This is a genomic window from Amycolatopsis sp. NPDC052450 (assembly GCF_044547565.1).
GTDB lineage: Bacteria > Actinomycetota > Actinomycetes > Mycobacteriales > Pseudonocardiaceae > Amycolatopsis.
The window spans coordinates 199,997-218,487 of record NZ_JBIUAQ010000004.1 but is presented as its reverse complement, the minus strand read 5'-3'; the positions used below and the strand labels follow the sequence as shown (position 1 = coordinate 218,487).

Here is an 18,491-nt window from a genome sequence, read left to right as displayed (position 1 = left end):
ACGGGTGGACGAAGACAGAGGGGGAAGAAGAGCGGCTCTCGGGCCGTACGGCGGCGCGACCGCCTTCAGTGACTCACCCGCTCGGCGAGCCGTCCACCGACCTGCAAGGCGGTGACGCGTCCGGTGCGGGGATCGCGGACGATGCGGCCGCAGTCGGCCCGCAGTCCGGTGGCGGGGTCCGGGACCGACATCGTCCCGCAGTCGTAGAGGGCAAGGTCACGGTGGACCTCACCGTCCACCGTGAGGCATACGACGCCCTCGGTGTCGGTCTCCACGACGTACTCCAGCTCCCCGTTGCGGTAGCCGCCGCGACTCTCGTCCGGCACGGTGACCCGCCGGGCACGCTCACCGCGCGCCCGGTAGTCCGGGATGTCGAGGCCGAGCGCGCGCAGCTCCCGCAGCACCGCGGACCACAGCGCCGCTCCTCCGACGGCGTTGGTGGTCAACGCGACGACGGTCTGTCCTTCGCGGTCGATGCGCAGGTGGCACGAAGTCCCGTCCGCCGTGCCGTCGTGGCCCAGCCAGGTGGCGCGCTTGCCCTGGAAACGCGACAGACCGAGCCCCCAGCTGTCGGCGAGGCCGAACGGTTCTGCGTCGCCAGGGGTGTACATCTCCCTCGCGGTCGCCTCGTCGAGCAGACAGGGATTGCCCAGATGAGCCTGGCCGAACTTGATCAGTTCGCGGGCGCTCAGCGCCAGGCCGCCCACGGGAGCGAGCATCGGGGCCAGCATCTGCTCGACCACCCGGGGCCGGGCTCCGGGACGACCGGCGTGTCCTTTGGCGGTCGGCTCCCGGCCCGCGCAGCCGATGAAGGCGGCGTTCATGCCCAGCGGGCCGATCAGGATCGTTTCGAGGGCCTCCTGCCACGGCATGCCGGTGGCTTCCTCGATGAGCATGCCGACGAGCGCATAGCCGACGCTGGAGTAGGAGAAGGCGGTGCCTGGGGCACAGACCAGCAGGTCCGGGTGCAGCCAGCCGAGCAGTTCGCGGCGGCTGGCGCAGTGCTCGGCGGGGTCGGAGGGCAGGCCACTGGTGTGCCCGAGCAGCTGCCGCAGCGTGAGCAGGCCGCCGAGCTCGCTGCCGCGCGGTTCCGGGAGGAACTCGCCGATGGGCGTGTCGAGCTCGAGGTCCTCGTCGGACACCAGAAGCATCGCGAGCGTCGCGGTGAAGGCCTTGGTGATGGACCCGACGGGCACCGTCGAATCCACACTCATCGGCCGGTCGCCGTCTTCCATGCCAGCCTCGGCCACCGAGAGTTCGTCGCTGTGCCACACCGCGAGCTGGGCTCCCGGCACGTGATGCCGCTGGATGAGAGAGCTGAGGACCCCGGCCAGCCTGCCTGGCGGGATGGGACGGGCCGACTGCCTTCCGGAGGTTGCGGGAACACACGACTCTGCTACTGACGAAAACACTGAACTGACCTTCCGAACCACTTCAACTGTCACAGGAGAAAATCGCATGTAACCAATGACCGCTGTGGCGCCCTGGGAAGCTCGCCGCGCATCATTCTCGCCAAGAGACGCTTTATACGTTGCCCACCCCGCCCGCTTTTCGATACCACCAAGTGGACGAACCGGGAAACAAACGAAGATCCTTCTGATTGGTAATCAATAGGCATACAATTGCCAAGATCGCAATTCGAGAAGCGATCATGGGATTGACCACCGGTCAATTCCATGCCGTGGAACCGCGGGCAGAGTGGCCTTGAAATCGAGCTCTTCCTGGGGTATCGCAGTGTCGCCGCCACCGCCGGACGCCGCCGCGGGGGGAAGAGAATTCGCCAATCGGACTTCGGCGTGAAACTCGCCAGACCAGCGCAGGGCAAAAACCGGAAGGAATGTCTCCGGGCTCGAACAGTGTCCTATACCCAGGAAAAAAGTATTCAAACCTGCGACTCGCAAGTAATTTCCTGCGGGCGGGAATGCGATTGCGGCCGTTCCGGCAAGGGCAACGCCAGGTAGCCGCCCGTGGCGCCAGGACGAGTCCTCGGCTGGGTGACGCGGCACCGCACTCGCGTGTTCAGATCCGGATCTCAAGTGCGGCTTCCAGGCACGCGAGTCACGCCTTGCTTCACGGCCGGCCGCCGAAGCCGCAGCCGTCCAAGGATCGGGTAGGGCCCCGGTAATTCGCATAACTGCTGGTCGGCTCCGCCGCCATGGCGGGACAAGGCGAAGTGGACCCGGCAGCAGCGCGCCCAGGCAAGGAGCCTCACCCGGCTCTCGACTGTCCACAAGGGACTCTTGCGAGACGCATGTGCCCGATTTGGGCGGGTTGCGCGGTTTCGCGAGTAAAGTACATGAAGGACCCCTTCCTGCACCTAGGCGCAAGGAAGGGGTCCTTCATGTACTTCAGGGAGGTGTGAAGGTCGAGTTTCCTCGGCTGAGCCGAGGCAAGGGGGCCTTCACGCGCGGTCGCTCCAGTGCTCAGGCTCACAGTGGTGTTGCCGTCCGAAGCCAGCCTCGGCCCGGGCCGAGCTCAGTCCGGCATGTAGTGAAGGGCTCCTTCCCTACTCTCAGGGTAGGGAAGGAGCCCTTCCCGGACCTGCGATCCCGACCCGCCGCCCGCCGTAGGTGCCTCATGCCTGGCCCCTTACAGCGCAGGAACAGTCACCTGACCCGCAAGTCCTGCGCTGGTCAGCTCGTGGCGTCGATCAGGTTCCGGATCTCGGCGATGCCCCTTGCCACCCGGTACGGCGACTCCGTGCCGACGGAGATGCGGATGTGCCGGTCGCACGACTCGCCGTAGGCGATGCCCGCCACCACGCTGACCGCGCTTTCCCGCAGCAGCCGGGTGGCGAACTCCATCGAGTCCAGAGTGGATCTTCCGAGGGAGGCGAAGAGGTAGAACGTCGCCGAGCCGGGCAGGGTCTCGATGCCGATGTCCGCGAGCTGGCCCGCGACTTCGCGGCGCAGATCCACGACGCGGCGGATCTGCGGACGGGTGATGTCCAGGATGTCGTCGAAGTGTTCGGCGAGATACCAGGACAGGATCGTCGGCGCGCAGGTGATCAGGTGCTGGTTGATCTTCAGGACCTGGTCGATCAGCGTGCGATGCGCGATGACGTAGCCGACACGCCAGCCGGAAACCCCGTAGTTCTTGGACATCGAGTTGACCGTGACGGTGTGCCGCAGCTCCGGGTCGAACGAGCCACAGGCCCGGAACGGGGTGTCCGCCGGCACGAACTCGTGGTACGCCTCGTCGGCGATCACCACCAGGCCCCGCGCGTCCGCCAGATCGTGCACGAACTCCAGTTCGGCGTCGGTGTGCACCCGGCCGGACGGGTTGTTCGGGTTGTTGATCACGATGGCCCTGGTACGCGGCGTGACGTAACGGCCGAAGTCGAACACGCTCACGTCGTGCGGCACCAGCACCGGAACACCGCGGCAGAGCCGCACCTGCTCGGGGTAGCTCAGCCAGAACGGCTCCGGGACGATCACCTCGTCCCCCGGCTCGAGCAGCGCCAGCAACACCATGTAGATCGCCACCTTCGAGCCCGCGGTGACGACGATCTCGGTGTCCGGGTCGACCGGGAGGTCGAAGTCGGCCCAGTACCCGGCCAGCCGTTGCCGCAGCTCCGGCAGCCCACGGGAGTGCGAGTAGTGATGCAGGCCGTGCCCGGTCAGGTCGTCGAACCGGGGCAGCGGCAGGTCGAAGAACGCCTCGCCGAGCGAGAGCGTGATGATGTCCTGCCCGGCCGCGCTCAGCTCGTAGACCAGGTTGTTGTACTTGATGGACAGCGCCTGCGCCGCATTGTCCACAAGGGACGACGGACGGATCGGCGACGCGGTTCGGACAGTGGACACTGGGCTCGCTCCCCTACACGATCCTCGTCTGTCCGGTACCCCAGACGACGTTCTTCACGGTGGTCAGCGCGGTCAGCCCGATCGGACCGCGGATATGCAGTTTCTGCGTGGACACGCCGATCTCGACGCCGTAGCCGAATTCGCCGCCGTCGGAGTAACGGGTCGAGGCGTTGACGAACACGCTGCCGGAGTCCACCTCGCGGGCGAACCGGCGGGCGACGTCGATGTCCCGTGCGACGATCGCCTCGGCGTTGGATGTGCCCCACCGGTCGATATGCGCGATCGCCGCACCCACGTCCGGCACCACCCGCACGGCCAGCACCAGGTCGAGGTACTCGGTGCCCCAGTCGTCCTCGCTCGCGGCCACCGCCTTGGGCCAGACCTCGCGAACGGTCGCGTCACCGCGGATCTCCACACCCGCGGCCGACAGCTCGTCGAGTACGTCGGGGAGCCAGTCGCGGGCGAGTTCTTCGTGCACCAGCAGGGTTTCCATGGCGTTGCACACGCTGGGCCGGGAGGTCTTGGCATTGACCGTGACCGCCGTGGCCATCTCCAGGTCCGCCGAACGGTCGATGTAGACGTGGCAGTTGCCGGCACCGTCGATCACCGTGGGCACGGTGGCGTTGCGCTCGACGGACTCGATCAGCTCCGGCCCGCCGCGTGGCACCAGCAGGTCGACGAACTCCTTGGCGCGCATCAGTTCCCGAGCGGCGTCATGAGACGGGTCGGTGACCAGCTGGACCGCGGCGGCGGGCACGTCTTCGTGCCGGGCGATCGCGCTGTCGAGCGCCGCCATGACCGCCGTGTTCGTCGCCATGGCCATCGAGGAGCCGCGCAATACCGCGCAGTTGCCCGACTTCACGCAGAGCGCGGCGACCTCGGCGGTGACGTTGGGCCGTGCCTCGTAGATCACCGCGACCACCCCGATCGGCTCGCGGACCCGCTCGATCAGCAGACCGTTGGGCCTTGTCCAGCCTTCGACCACCTGGCCGACCGGATCGGGCAGGTCGGCCATGGTCCGGATGGCCGAGACCAGGCCCGCCATCCGCCGCTCGGTCAGGGTCAGCCGATCGACCAGGGTGGCCGAGACGCCGTTGTCGCGGGCGGCGGCGACGTCCGTCTCGTTGGCCGCGATGATCCGCTCCCGGTGTTCCTCGATCGCGACGGCCATGTCCAGCAGCAGCGCGTTCTTCCGCGCGGTGGTCAGCCCTTTGAGCTCGGTCCACGCCTCGGCCGCGGAGCGGCAGACGTCGGTCACTGACATGGCAGGTCCTCCATGATCGGTACGTAGTCGCCACCGTCGACGACGGGTGCGGTCGGCGGGCGGCCGGGCTCGACGGCACGGCTCAGCGGGCCACGGGCGAGCGGTCGCCCGTGCTGGTCACAGATGTCGACCACGTCGCCGGGCGCGATGGTGCCGTGGACGGCGGCGATGTGGTGGTGGCACACGGTTTCACCACGCAAGACGACCTCCCGGCCCGCAGGCGTGCAGTGCAGCGCCCCGACCGGCGGGGTCCGGAACGCGCGCCAGAGCGTTCCGATGCCGGGAGTCGCTCCGGTGACCGCGCGCGGGTGGAACACCGTGCCCGCCGGACGGCCACAGTGCGCGGCGACCAGCACGTCGGGGTCCGCGCTCTCCGCGATGACCGTGCGTACGCCGCTGAACGTGGCGATCCAGCACGCGCCGAGCTTCATCACCATGCCGCCGGTGCCGCCGTCGCCGATCGCGCCGCCCGCCTGCCGTTCGGTCTCGGCCGTCAGCACCGGCACCTCTTCGATGTGCCGGGCGCCGGGGGCCAGCTTCGGGTTGCTGTCGTAGAGACCGGGCACGTTGGTCAGCAACAGCAGCAACTCGGCCTGGAGGTAGCCGCCGAGCAGCGCGGCGAGCACGTCGTTGTTGCGCACGCCGAGCGCGTCGTTCTCGTTGACCACGGGCACCATGCCCAGCGCCAGCATGGTGTGCAGGGTGTGCCCGACGCCGCCGCTCCGCTCGTCCTCGACCAGGTCAGGCGGGGTGAGCAGCAGCTGCCCGGTCTGCACGCCGCGTTCGGCGAACGCGGCCTCGACCGCCGAGTACAGCCGAGACTGGCCGAGCGCGGCGGACACCTGCAACGCCGCCGGATCGTCCACGGCCAGCGCGGGATGCCTGCCGCGGCCGATCGCGATGGCCCCGGACGCGAGCAGCACCGGGCGCAGGCCCGCGACGAGTCCTCTGTGGACGATCTCGCACAGCCTGTCGAGTTTGACCGCGTCCAGCCTGCCGTCCGTGAGCAGCGAGGACGTGCCTATCTTGAGCACCACCCGGCCCCCCTGCGACGCCAGGTCCTCGGTCGGCGGCGCGGTGACCGGCAAGCTGTTGGTCGACATGCGGCAGATGCTCACCGCCGTCGATGTACTGCCGATGTGCTCGCGATACGCGGCCGGTGTTCCGCCGGGGCCGGGCGAGGCGGCACAGCCCGGTTGCATCGACGGAACATCGGCGGTACATCGGATCCGGCGACCCTCTCGTCATGACAGCAGAACTCCAGCTGGCCGACACGGCGACCCTCCACCTCACCGAGTCCCAGAAGGGACTGCTGGTGGTGGACAGCCTGGTGCCGACGAAGCAGATCTACAACCAGGTCATCCAGTTCGACCTCGATCCGGCCAAATGCGCCGGCACGCTGGCCGAGACGGTGACCGGGGCGCTGGTCGCCCTGGTCACCGTTCAGCCGGCGCTGCGCCAGGTGTTCCGGCTGCATCCGGAGATGCACGCCGTGCTGCGGCCTCCGCCCACCGCGGACGAGCTGCCACTGGAGTCGATCTCCGTGCCGCCCGCCGAATACGCCGCCACACTCGCGGCGCTCGGCAGGGACATCGGCCGCGCGCCGTTCGATCTGACGACCGGACCGGTGCACCGCTTCGGTTTCGTGCGCGCCACCGACGACAGTGCCGCGGCGATCCTGATCTGCGGTCACCATCTGGTCGGCGACGGGGTTTCCATGGGCCCGATCGTGCGCGACCTCGACCGCGCACTGGCGGGCCCGATCGACGTGGAGACGCTGCGGGTGAGCCGGGAAGCCGCGCTGGTGAAGGAACTCAACGCCCAGAACCGGGCCGCGGGTTCGGCGCGGACGGCCGAACAGGTCACCACCTGGGCCGAACGGCTGCGCGAAGTCCCGCCGCTCGTCCTGTACCCCCGACCCGACCGTCCACACCGGACGGAGTTCGCCGGGCAGCGGATCTCGTGGACTCTCGGCGAAACCGAGTCGGAGCGGTTCCAGGCCACCTGTAAACGACTCGGGGTCAGCCCGTTCGTGGTGTTCTCCGCGGTGTACGGCACGGTGCTGGCGCGGCACGGCGGGGTGACACGGGTACTGATCGGCAGCCCGTTCACCGCGCGGCGCACGATCGGCTCGTACGACCTGTGCGGGTTCTTCGTCAACACATTGCCGGTCACCGTCGACGTGGACTGGACGCGCACCGTCGACGAACACCTCGACAAGACCGTCCGCTCCGCGGTGGACCACTGCCGCTCCGCGGTGGACGTCCCGTTCAACCAGCTGGTGGCGCAGGTGCAGCCGGACCGGCCGAGCGACCGCAACCCCCTGTTCTCCTGCATGCTCGCCATGCAGGACACATTCGACCCGGCGACCGGGACCGGCGCGGTGGTCGGCGCGTACGAGCCGGGCAACGGCACCGCCAAGTTCGATCTGTGGCTGGGTGCCACCCTGGTCGACGGCCGGTGGCTGCTCGAACTGGAGTACGACAGCGAGTTGATCCCGCCCGCGGTCGCCGACGGGCTGCTGAACTCGATGCGGACCGCTCTCCGCCGGACGGTGGCCGACGGCACGCTCACCCTCGCCGAACTGTTCGACGACGCCTCCGCCGTGCGAAGCCGTCGCCACGACGGGTATCCGGCGCAGGTGCCGTCGCCGACCCTGTACGAGTGGTTCGCCGAGACCGCACGCCGGACTCCGGATGCCGTCGCGGTCACCGAACCCGGCCGCACGCTCACCTACGCCGAGCTCTCCCGTACCGCCGAGCGCATCGCCTCAGGGCTCGCCGGCCGCGGGGTCGGCCAGGGCGACGTCGTCGGGCTGCGGCTGGATTCCCTCAGCGAGACCGTCACATCGATACTGGCGATCCTGCGGCGTGGCGCGACCTACCTGCCACTGGAGTCGACCCTGCCCGCCGACCGGTTGTCGTACATGGTGCGGCAGTCCCGGTGCCGGGTGGTGATCGGCTCCGGTGTCACGCTGCACGGGGTCGAGGTCGCTCCGGCCGCCGCGTTCGAGTCCGAGGTGGAAACCGCGGCCGTCGCGACGGCGGACTCTCCGGTCTACGTGATGTTCACGTCCGGCTCGACCGGGCTGCCCAAGGGCGTGCTCATGGGCCACCGGCCGCTGCTCAATCTCGCCGCCTGGCAGATCTCCGCGCTGGACATGACCGCGGACAGCCGGTTCCTGCAGTACGCGCCCGCCGGTTTCGACGTGTCGTTCCAGGAGATCCTGCCCACGCTGCTGGCCGGGGCGACCGTGGTGTCGCGAGAGCCCGCCGACCGGCGCGACTTCCCCGAGCTGGTGCGCCGGGTCGCCGACACCGAGGTGACCCACCTCTACCTCCCGGTGGCGGCGCTGCGCCCGTTCGTGCAGTCCGTGCGGACGCACCTGCCCTCGCTGCGATACCTGTGCGTGTCGGGCGAGCAGCTGCTGGTGGACGAGGAGATCCGCGCGTTCTTCACCGACCATCCACAGTGCACACTGGTCAACCATTACGGGCCGACCGAGACCAACGCCGCGACCACCTGGCGGCTGACCGCGGCCGACCCGCCGTGGTCACGCCACGTCCCGATCGGCTTGCCGCTGCCGAACGTGACCGCGTACGTCGTCGACGAGACCGGTCATCTCGCGCCGGCGGGTGTCCCCGGCGAGCTGCTGCTCGGTGGCCACTCGCCCGCGGAGGGCTACGTCAACGACCCGGAGCGCACTGCCGAACGGTTCCTGCCCGACGGTTTCACCCCGGGCGAAACCGCCTATCACACCGGCGATCACGTGGTGCGCGACGAGAACGGTGCGCTGATCTTCCTCGGCCGGAACGACACCCAGGTGAAGATCCGCGGCTATCGGGTGGAACTCGGCGAGCTGGAAGCCGTGGCGACCGGGTTGCCGGACGTACGTCAGGCGGTGGCCGCGGTGCGCGGGGACGGGATCGATCGACGGCCGTTGCTCTTCCTGCTAGCCGAGCCAGGCGCCGCGCCGGACCACGAGCGGGTCCGGGCCGCGCTCACCGAGCGGCTGCCGTCGTACATGGCACCGGCGGAGATCGTCGACATCGAGTCCGTACCGACATCCCGCAGCGGCAAGACCGACCGGGCCGCACTGGTGGCGCTGGCCGAACAGCTCAGCGCACAGCGAGCGGAGGCGCCCGCACCCACCGCCGAGTACGCCGACGACCTCGAGCGCGAGCTGGCAGGCATCTGGGCCGAGGTGCTCGGCGTGCCCCAGGTCGAGCGGGACCGCCCGGTGCTGGAGTACGGCGCGCACTCGCTGAACATCTTCACCGTCGTGGGCCAGGTGCAGGAGCGGTACGGAGTGGCCGTGCAGCTGGTCGAGTTCTTCCGCTCGCCGACCGTGGCGACGCTGGCAGCGCTGGTCCGGCAATGAACGAGCCCGTACGCGAAGAGCCGCCGAGCAGGCTGGTCACCCTGGTGCGCCGCAAGGACCGGCCGGTATGCGTGATGCTGCCCGGCGCGGGCGGCGGGCTGAACCCGTACTTGCGACTGGCTTCCCACCTCGGCCGTCACTACAGCGTCTACGCCGTGCGGGCGGCCGGACTGGTTCCCGGGGAACCGCCCGAGGACAGCATCGGGGCGATGGCCGAGTCCGCCCTGTCGGCGCTCGGCGACCGCTCCCCGGCGCTGGTGTTCGGCTGGTCGCTGGGCGGCACCGTCGGCTGGGAGATGTGCGTGCGGCTGGCCGACCGGGGGTCGCGGCCGGAGCTGGTGATCGTGGACAGTTCGCCGCTGCCCCGCCACGCCTCGGCCGAGGACGACGAACGGATCAGGAAGCTCATCGTGGGGGGCCTCGGCCCCCGGCCGGACGAACACACCGTCGCCAGGGTGGAGCGCACCTTCCGGGCACAGGCGCAGGCGCTGGCCGGATACGCCGCCGAACGCGAGTATCCCGGCCGGGCGCTGCTGCTGATGTGCACGGACGCCGACGACGGCATCTCCGGCCGGACCGTCGCGCTGCGACGGTGGTGTGAGCTCGCGCCGGACCTGCGGACCGCGACCCTGGACGCGGGCCACTACGACGTGTTCGAACCGCGGCACCTGGACCGGCTCACCGGTGAGGTCGACGCGTTCCTCGGCCTGGAGCGGGAATCGTGACCTCCCTGGCCGAGGCGTACGACCGGCTCTGGTCGCCGCTGCTGGAGACGGTGCGCGCGGACGCGCTGGACTGCCTGCAGGCCAACCTCGCCGTGCTGGCCGACCGGCACGGCGAGGCGGGCGCGCACCTGTCGCTCGGCGCCCCGCTGCGGTTCGATCTTGAGCCAGGGCCGAAGGTGGCCGCCTCCCTGCCCTATCGGCTGGCCGCCGCGCACGAGACGCTCGGCCTGCGGGTGGCGCGACGCTGGGACGGGATCGACGGCGCCCGGCTGCGGGCGCTGGCCGACGAAGCCGGTCCGCTGTACGTGATCGCCGACGCGCACGCCCTGACGTGGACGCCGTACGCCGGCCGCCGCCACACCGAGCACACGTTCCTTCTGTCCACATCGGACACGGTGGTCGACGCCTATCACGACGAGACCCCGTGGGGCCCGTGCCGTCCGGGCGTGTGGCGGCTCTCCCCGGGCGAACTGGACGCCATGCTGCCCACGGCCACCGCCTTGCGGTTCACCGCCGAACCGGTCGCCGAGCGGCCCGATGTCCTCGCCACCAACGCCAGGGCGATGACCGCCGCCGTCCCCGCCATCGACGCCTATCTCGCCGCGGAACACGGCGAGGGCCTGGTGCTCGACATCTGGCTGCTGGGCCGCTCACGCCTGCTGCACGGTGCCTGGCTCGCCCGGCACGACCGGCCGAGCCCCGAGGTCGACGAGCACGCCAAGGCTTGGCTCACCCTCGCCTCGAAAAGCTATGTGGCCTCGCGCCGATCCCGTACCGGCGCCCCTGGCGCCGCCGTGCTCGACGACCTCGGCCGCCTGCTCCACGAAGACGTCGCCATCGCGGCCCGGCTCGCCGCCCGGCACACCGCCCGCGCCGCGGTGTTCGCCGCGATCCAGGACGTGCTGCGGATCGACGAGCCCACCGTGCGCGCCGCCACCACCCTGCGCGAGCTCCCCAACTACAACTCCTTCGGGCTGGTCGACATCATCGAACGGGTCGAGACACGGCTGGCGGTGGTACTCGGTGACGAAGACCTGACTCCCCAGGCGTTGCAGGACATCGACTCGCTGTGCGCGATCTTCGCGCGACGAGCGTGCCCAGGGACGTAACTCGCGTGATCAGAAGCGTAACTCGCGTGATTGGAGGCGGTCCGTCTCTGATCACGCGAGTTACGCGCTCAATCACGCGAGTTACGTCTCCAAGCACGCGAGTTACGCGCTCACCGCGCGGCGTCGGTCACTTCCGCGGCAAGGCGGCGACGGTCGATCTTGCCGCTCGCGTTGACGGGCAGGACGTCGACGTGGTGCACGGCGGCCGGCACCATGTACTCGGGGAGACGGCGAGCGACGGCGGCGGTCAGTTCGCCCGGGTCGACCGGATCGCCGGTGTGCAGCGCATGCAACACGGTCTGCCCGCGCGCCGGCACGGCGATCACCACGGCGTCCCGCACTCCCGGATGCTTCCGCAGCACGGCCTCGATCTCGCCCAGTTCGATGCGGTAACCGCGGATCTTCACCTGATCGTCCAACCGTCCGATGTGGACGAGTTCGCCGTGTTCCCGCCGGACCCGGTCTCCGGTGCGGTACCAATCGCCGTCCCGCGGCGGGCCGTCGGCCACGACGAACGACGTTTCGCCGCGGAAGAACCGGCCGTGGTCGTCTGCGGGATCGAGGTAGCCGCCGAAGCGCTGCCCGCCGCGGACGCACAATTCGCCGTCCTCGCCCGCGCGGCCGTCTTCGGTGACCAGCACCGCGTCGAGCGCGTCGTGCACCCGGCCGATCGGTACGGTGCCGTTCGAGGTGTCCGGCCACGACTCGGGATCAGCGGGCAGCCGGTACGCGGTGACCGTGACGGTGAGCTCGGTGGGACCGTAGGCGTTCTCCAGCACGCTGTTCGGTGCCGCGGCGGCCCAGGCCCTTGCCTGGTCCACGGTCAGCTGCTCACCGGCGAAAACGCTCCAGCGCAGCTCCGGCATCGCGCCGGGGCGCAGCCCGCGGAGCCGGCCGGCGAGCGAGACCACGGACGGCACCGAGTACCAGTGGGTGATCCGCTTGCCGGTGACGAACCGGGCCGGGGTGAGCACCTCCGCGTCGGAGGGCACCACCAGGGTCGCGCCGGTGCTCCACGCGACGAACAGGTCGAACACCGAGGGGTCGAAGGTCAGGTCGAAGGTCTGGGAGAGCCGGCAACCGGGCGTGACCGCGTAACGCTCGACGCAGTGCGCCAGGTAGCCGGCCACGTTGCGGTGCCGGATCGGCACGCCCTTGGGGGTTCCGGTCGAGCCGGAGGTGAACAGCAGGTACGCCACGGCGTCGGGATCGCCGGTGTAGGGCGGGTTCCACGGCTCGGGCAGCCGCTCGGGCCAATCGCCGAGCAGGGGCAGCGCGACGGCGCCCGTGCCGTCCACCACCTCCGCCGCGCCCGCCTCGTCGACCACGACCACGTCCACCCCGGCCGCCGCGCAGATCGTCCGGTTGCGGTCGGCCGGGAACTTCGGGTTGAGCGGGACGACGACCGCACCGAGGCGTAGCGCCGCGAGGTAACCGGCATAGGTGGCGAGACTGCGGGCGGCCAGCAGCCCGACCGCGTGCGGGCGCCTGCCCGCCGCCCGCACCAGCCCGGCCGCCAGCCTGTCCACGAGCAGCCGGAGCTCGCTGTAGCTCAGCGCGTCCTCACGGACCTCGATGGCCGTCGCATCCGGGCATCTCCGGACGGTGTCGAGGAACCAGCCGTACATCGTCCCTTGTGGATCGATCACTTGTCGCCGCTTTCCCCGGCCGAGGTGTCGGCCTCGGCGATCGCGGCGGCCGTGATCACCCGCAGGAAGGGGTAGATCATCAGCAGGCAGACGACCGAGAAGACCCCGAACGCGACCTGAAAGCCGAACAGCTCCGCGAGACCGCCCGCGATGGCCGCCGACACCGGGAGCATGCCCCAGGACAGCAGCCTGCTTGCCGCGCTGAACCGGCCCAGCAGCTCGTTCGGCACGAGAGACTGGCTGATCACGCGGGAGTTCACCGTCCACATCGTCCCGCCGACGCCCGCGAAGAACGCGGCGACGCCGACCGGCCAGACACTGGCGGGCGCGCCGGGCACCACCGCGGGGACCCCGACCATCAGCACCGTGCCGATGATGTCGGCGAACATCGCCCAGCGTCTGCCGATCAACCGGTTGACCGGGCCGACCAGTACCGTGCCGAGCACTCCGCCGGCGCCGAGGCTGGTCAGCAGGAATCCGTACTGCGCGGGTGTGAGACCGAGCGGCCCGCCGACCGCGTACGCCGGGATGAGCGCGTACCACGCGGCCCAGCAGCCCGCCATACCCGTGATCAGCGCGGCCATCGTCCGCAGCAACCGGTGCTGCCACAGGAACGACAGACCTTCGCGGATCTCCACCCTTGCCGGACGGCGCTCCTTGGCCTGCTTCACCGCGAAGTCGCCGGCCAGCATGGTCAGCAGCACCGCCCCGAACAGGTACACCGCACCGCCCGCACCCAGCGCGACCGCGAATCCGGCGGCGACGAGGAATCCGCCGATCGGCGCGCCCAGGAAACTGAACGTGACGTATTCGGTCGCGGTGAGGCGCGCGTTCAGCGACTGCCATCGGCTCTTCGGCGTCACCGTCGGGATGATCGACATCGCGGACAGCTGCGCGACCACCTCGGCGACACCCAGTACCAGTGCCACGGCGAGGATCAGCGGCAGGTTGACGAAGCCCGCCGCGACCGCGGTGAGCATCACCGCCATCGCGGCCATCCTGGCGAACTCGGCCCCCACCATCAGCGAGCGCCGGTTCTTGCGGTCCACCAGCACCCCGATGTGCAACGCGGTGATCAGCCACGGCAGGGTCAGCATGATCGCCACCGCGGCGATCAACGCCGGTGAATCGGTGACCGTGGTGGCCAGCAACGGAAGCGCCACCCGCATCACGGCGTCCGCGGTGTTGGTCGTCCCGGTGAACGAGATCAGCAGCCACTCGTTGCGCCGTTGCGACGGCAGGGGCTCGGTCGTGACGGCGGGAACGGTCGAGGGTCGCTCGGACACAGCTCCTCCAAGTTCACACTGATGGTGTTGCGGTGGCGTGGAGTCGCACGATCTCGCCGGCGATCTCCGCGATCACCGGGGCCCGGAGGATGCCGTAGTGGTCGGCCTCGACCCGGACCAGGCGTGGCGGTGCGGTGAACTGCGTCGTCCACTGATCCACCTGGTGCTCGGCCAGCTCCGCCCGCACGAGCAGCGCGGGAACCGCGAGCGGCCGTTCGTTGAGGTACGAGCCGACGGCGTCGGTGTGCCGGTTGAACGTCGTCCAGCGCTCGAGGAGCATCGGCACCGACACCGGTTGCCCGCTCGCCGTGGCCAGCCGGGCGGCCAGCACCCGCATCGCCAGCTCGGGATCCCCCGGCGTGGTCCGGGCGGGCGTGCCGTCGAGGGTCGCGCCGAAGGTCGCGGCCATGTTCTCGGAGAAGACCTCGTACACCACGGCGTCCCGCACCTCGGCGGCGATGTCGTGCCGGACCGGTGGTGTCGAGTCGAGCAGCACCACCGGCGGTGGGGCGCCCCGGCCGGTCGCCGCCATCTCGAACGCGATCTGCCCGCCCATCGACCAGCCACCGAGCAGATCGGGCCGCAGATCCTCGGCATCCAGATCGGCGCGGAATCTCGCCGCCATCGCCGGGATCGAGTCCAGCGGCGTGCGTTCCTGCGAGGCCGTGACCAGCCAGTCCGGCGGAAGTTCGGCCACCAGCTCGTGGTAGTCCCGCACGCTGCCACCCGCGCCGGGCAGCAGGTGTAGATGCGGGCCACCGCCTTCCCGCAGGACGACCAGAGTGCTGCCGTCGTCGGCGTCGGAACCACCGTCGAGCTGCTCGGCCGCCCGTCGTGGGGTCGGCTCGGTGAGCCACCCGGTGATGTCCAGCGTCACGCCGCTTTCGGACTCGATGGCCGACGCGAACTGGACGACCTTGAGCGACCGGCCTCCGGTGGCGAAGAAGTCTTCGTCCGCTCCAGCCGGCGGAGTGCCGAGCACCTCGGTCCAGACCCTGCGGACCTGGTCGAGCGCCGCGGACCGCGGCATCTCCGTGGTGTCCGGTTCGGCCGTCGTGATGGTGTGTTCCAGGTGGGCGGGCGCGGTCCGGGTTCCGACCTCGATGGTGCCCACCGGCAGTTCCGGATCGAGGCCGCCCTCCGCGAGTACCCGGTCGATGTCCTGGAACAGGCGCCGCGCCGTCGAGTGGTCGAACCGGCCGACGTTGTACTCGGACTCGACGACGTACTCGCCCTCGAAATCGAACACCCCGAACCCGAGGTCGGTGCGGGCCGCGCGGTTCGGTGCGCGTTGCAGCTTCAGCGAGACGTCGCCGAGGCGCAGCCCGACACCGATCGATCCGTACCAGGTGACCAGGAGCGGGATCGCGTCCCGCAGCCGGGCCTGCGCCGATTCGGTGAGTGCGCCGTACACCAGGGAAAACGGCACGGTCTGATGGGCGAGGCTGTCCCACATGCCGTCGCGGACCCGCTCGACCACCGTGCCGAACGAGTCGCCGTCCTCGATGACGGTCCTGGTCACCAGGACGTTGGCCAGATACCCGACCAGCGCCTGGTCCTGTGGCGTCATACGGTTGGCGCTGACCAGGCCCGTGCACACCTCCGGTCCGGCGCCGCCGCGGGCGAGCACCGTCTGCAACGCGGCGAACAGCACGCTGAACGGCGTGGTGAAGTACCGCTTCGCGAGTTCGCCGATGCCGTCGACCGCCTCCTTGCTGAAGACGAACCGCACCATCCCGCCCTTGTTGCCGGTGCCGGTGTAGGTGTGCCGGTCGGCGACCAGTGTCGTGGTCACCGCGCCGTCGAGCTTCTCGCGCCAGTACTTCAGGCTCGCGTCCCAGCGGCCGTCGGTGCGGGCCGCGTTCGAGGCGAGGATGTGCTCCCGGAACGACACCGGGGGCTCGGCACCGAAATCCGGTTCCTCACCCGCGACAGCAGCCGCGTACGCCTTGGCGAAGTCGTCCATCAGCAGCTGCATCCCCCATCCGTCGACGAGAGCGTGATGGACGGTGACCAGCAACTCGTGCTGATCGCCGACGGTCACCGCCACCAGCCGTGCCGCCGGCGCGACGTCCAGCGCGAGCGGCCGCTCCTGGATCTCCCCCGCGATCGACCTGAGCAGGGGCTCCACCGGCACGGAGCCGGGATCCTCGATCGCGATCCACTGCGGCTCGACGTCGACATGGTCCACAATGGACACCATGATCGCGCCGTCACGATGGTGCAGGCTCGCGCGCATCGCCTCGTATCGGTCCACCACGGCCTGCCAGGCGACCCGCAGGGCGTCGAAGTCGAGCGGCCGGTCGGCCTTCAGCGGCCAGGTCTGGTTGTAGACGGACTTGTTCCTCGCCCTCTGATGGATCCACCACAGCATCTCCATGAGGGCACTGGCCGGGAACATGCCGGTGTCCGTCGCGACGGGAGCGTTCAACGGGAATTCCTTTCCGGTGTTCAGCGGACGATCGGCAGGATCTCTTCGGTCAACCCTTTGCGATCGACCTTCCCGTTGGCGGCCAACGGGATGCTGTCGCGCTGGTGGTAACCCCTCGGGCGCATGTAGACCGGGAGGTCCTCGAGCAGGCGGACGAACTCCTTCTCGTCCACGGGATCGCCCGCGTAGACGGCGTGCAGGTCCACCTCGCCGTCGACGGCGGTGAGCGCCACCACGACCACCTCGGCGATCGACGGATGCCGTCGCAGCGCCGACTCGATTTCGCCCAGTTCGACCCGGTTGCCCCGGACCTTGATCTGGTCGTCGACGCGGCCGAGATGCACCAGCTCACCGCTCTCGCGGCGCACCCGGTCACCGGTGCGGTACCAGTGCCCGGAGGTCAGCGGCTCGGCACCGTCGTAGACCGTGCCCTGCTCGCCGTCGAAGGCAAGGAAACGCCCGGCGTTGTCATCGGGGTCCAGGTAGCCGGGGAAGCGCTGCGGGCCGCGCACGCACAGCTCGCCGTCCTCGCATTCCCGGAGCTCCTCGTCGAGCAGGACATAGTCAAGATGCGGGAAGAGCTCACCGATCGGCATGGACCGGTTCGAGGTGACCGGCCAGTCGGCGCGCGCGGCGGGCACCTCGTATCCGGTGCAGATGACGGTCAGTTCCGTCGGCCCGTAACAGTTGTGGATGGTCGCGTTGGGTGCGGCGGCCCGCCACACCTCGACCTGTTCGAGGTTCAGCGGTTCGCCGCCGAACATCCCCCGGCGCAGGTTGGGCATACTGCCCGGGGCGAGGGCCCGCAGCCTGCGTGCGAAGGAGATGATCGACGGCACCGAAAGCCAGTGCGTGAGCCGCTTCTCGTTGACGAAACGCACCGGCGCGAACACTTCGCTGTGCTGCGGGACGCACAACGTCGCGCCGGTCCCCCAGGTGGCGAAGAGCTCGACGATCGAACCGTCGAAGAAGAGCTCGAAGGTCTGTGAAACCCGGCAGTCGTCGGTGAAGCCGAACCGGCGGATGTTGTCCTCCAGCAACGAGGACACACATTCGTGCGTCACCGGCACGCCTTTCGGGCTCCCGGTCGAGCCGGAGGTGTAGATGATGTAGGCGACGTCCCCGTCGCCGGAACCGATCTCGGGCAGCGGCTCATCGCCGTCCAGCAGGCCACGCCACCGGTCACCGGTCAGGTCGACGATCGGGATACCCGACTGCCGCGGGTACTCCGGCAGCTGCTTGGCGGACGTGTCGTCGACGATCGTCACGTCCAGGCCGGCGTCCTTGGTGATCGCCAGGTTCCTCGCGACCGGCGCGCCCTGGTTGAGCGGCACCACGGCCGCGCCGACCCGCTGGATCGCCAGGTAGCCCACGTAGCTCGCGAGGCTGCGCGAGGTCAGCAGGCCGACCCGCTCCGGTCGTCGGCCCGCGGCCGACACCAGGCGCACCGCCATCCGCTCGACGGCGGCCCGCAGTTCGTCGTAGGTCAAGGTGAGCCCGCCGACCTCGATCGCCGTCGAGGAACCGTGAACCGCCACCGAATCGTCGAACCAGTCGAAGAGTCTGCGGGTGGTCATCGCGCGCCCCCGTCCTGACCGGCGGCGGCCAGATCGGCCAGCCAGCGCTTCAGATCGGCGACCGTGTGCAGGTCGACCAGCCGGGTGGCGTCGATCTCGGCGTCGTCGTCACCCGCCACGTCGACCGCGAGACGCAGCAAGGCCAGCGATTCCAGCCCCGCGTCGAGCAAGGGCGTCGAGTCGTCGAAGGTGAAGGTCGCATACCGCGTGATGATGGCGTCGAAATCGACAATCGTGTCACTCATGGGCATTTCTCCATGGAGCCG

At 69.8% G+C, this 18,491-nt stretch carries 12 protein-coding genes; 3 read left to right on the top strand and 9 right to left on the bottom strand.

All coding sequences use genetic code 11. The features are described from left to right. Positions 1-65 precede the first annotated feature (65 nt). From ACIHAO_RS10000 to proB, 4 genes are all read right to left on the bottom strand, one after another. Entirely contained in the window at positions 66-1,460 is a 1,395-nt protein-coding gene (locus ACIHAO_RS10000) for a serine hydrolase domain-containing protein (RefSeq protein ID WP_396556396.1), read from the bottom strand. 1,173 nt (positions 1,461-2,633) lie between these two features. After that, a complete protein-coding gene (locus tag ACIHAO_RS09995) occupies positions 2,634-3,803 on the bottom strand; it encodes a pyridoxal phosphate-dependent aminotransferase (protein WP_396556394.1) in 1,170 nt (389 codons plus the stop codon). Between the two features lie 13 nt (positions 3,804-3,816). Continuing rightward, on the bottom strand, positions 3,817-5,067 hold the full coding sequence (locus ACIHAO_RS09990) for a glutamate-5-semialdehyde dehydrogenase (RefSeq protein WP_396556392.1): 1,251 nt from the start codon (positions 5,065-5,067) through the stop codon (positions 3,817-3,819). Next, positions 5,058-6,170, bottom strand: a complete 1,113-nt coding sequence (gene proB / locus ACIHAO_RS09985) for a glutamate 5-kinase (protein ID WP_396556390.1) — start codon at positions 6,168-6,170, stop codon at positions 5,058-5,060. The genes ACIHAO_RS09990 and proB overlap by 10 nt, the downstream gene beginning before the upstream one ends. 143 nt (positions 6,171-6,313) lie before the next feature. Here proB and ACIHAO_RS09980 point away from each other — a divergent pair, with 143 nt between their 5' ends. The 3 genes from ACIHAO_RS09980 to ACIHAO_RS09970 are packed head-to-tail and all read left to right on the top strand — an operon-like array spanning position 6,314 to position 11,282. Next, the gene (locus ACIHAO_RS09980; protein WP_396556388.1) at positions 6,314-9,448 is read left to right on the top strand and encodes an amino acid adenylation domain-containing protein; all 3,135 of its coding nucleotides are present in this window, start codon (positions 6,314-6,316) and stop codon (positions 9,446-9,448) included. Beyond that, positions 9,445-10,173, top strand: coding sequence for an alpha/beta fold hydrolase (locus tag ACIHAO_RS09975; protein ID WP_396556386.1), 729 nt, complete (start codon positions 9,445-9,447; stop codon positions 10,171-10,173). The genes ACIHAO_RS09980 and ACIHAO_RS09975 overlap by 4 nt, the downstream gene beginning before the upstream one ends. Continuing rightward, positions 10,170-11,282 (top strand): acyl carrier protein, encoded by a 1,113-nt coding sequence (locus tag ACIHAO_RS09970; RefSeq protein WP_396556384.1) that lies wholly within the window; start codon positions 10,170-10,172, stop codon positions 11,280-11,282. Before ACIHAO_RS09975 ends, ACIHAO_RS09970 begins: the two co-directional genes overlap by 4 nt. Positions 11,283-11,392: 110 nt before the next feature. Here the strand turns inward: ACIHAO_RS09970 and ACIHAO_RS09965 are convergent, their stop codons facing one another. The 5 genes from ACIHAO_RS09965 to ACIHAO_RS09945 are packed head-to-tail and all read right to left on the bottom strand — an operon-like array spanning position 11,393 to position 18,470. Beyond that, on the bottom strand, positions 11,393-12,931 hold the full coding sequence (locus ACIHAO_RS09965) for an amino acid adenylation domain-containing protein (protein WP_396556382.1): 1,539 nt from the start codon (positions 12,929-12,931) through the stop codon (positions 11,393-11,395). Next, positions 12,928-14,217, bottom strand: coding sequence for an MFS transporter (locus tag ACIHAO_RS09960; RefSeq protein ID WP_396556380.1), 1,290 nt, complete (start codon positions 14,215-14,217; stop codon positions 12,928-12,930). The genes ACIHAO_RS09965 and ACIHAO_RS09960 overlap by 4 nt, the downstream gene beginning before the upstream one ends. A gap of 13 nt (positions 14,218-14,230) precedes the next feature. Beyond that, positions 14,231-16,648, bottom strand: a complete 2,418-nt coding sequence (locus ACIHAO_RS09955; protein ID WP_396556378.1) for a condensation domain-containing protein — start codon at positions 16,646-16,648, stop codon at positions 14,231-14,233. 20 nt (positions 16,649-16,668) lie between these two features. Beyond that, positions 16,669-18,225: an amino acid adenylation domain-containing protein gene (locus tag ACIHAO_RS09950; protein WP_396556376.1), complete on the bottom strand. Its 1,557-nt coding sequence runs from the start codon at positions 18,223-18,225 to the stop codon at positions 16,669-16,671. Continuing rightward, positions 18,222-18,470: a phosphopantetheine-binding protein gene (locus tag ACIHAO_RS09945; protein WP_125787251.1), complete on the bottom strand. Its 249-nt coding sequence runs from the start codon at positions 18,468-18,470 to the stop codon at positions 18,222-18,224. Before ACIHAO_RS09945 ends, ACIHAO_RS09950 begins: the two co-directional genes overlap by 4 nt. Positions 18,471-18,491 lie beyond the last annotated feature (21 nt).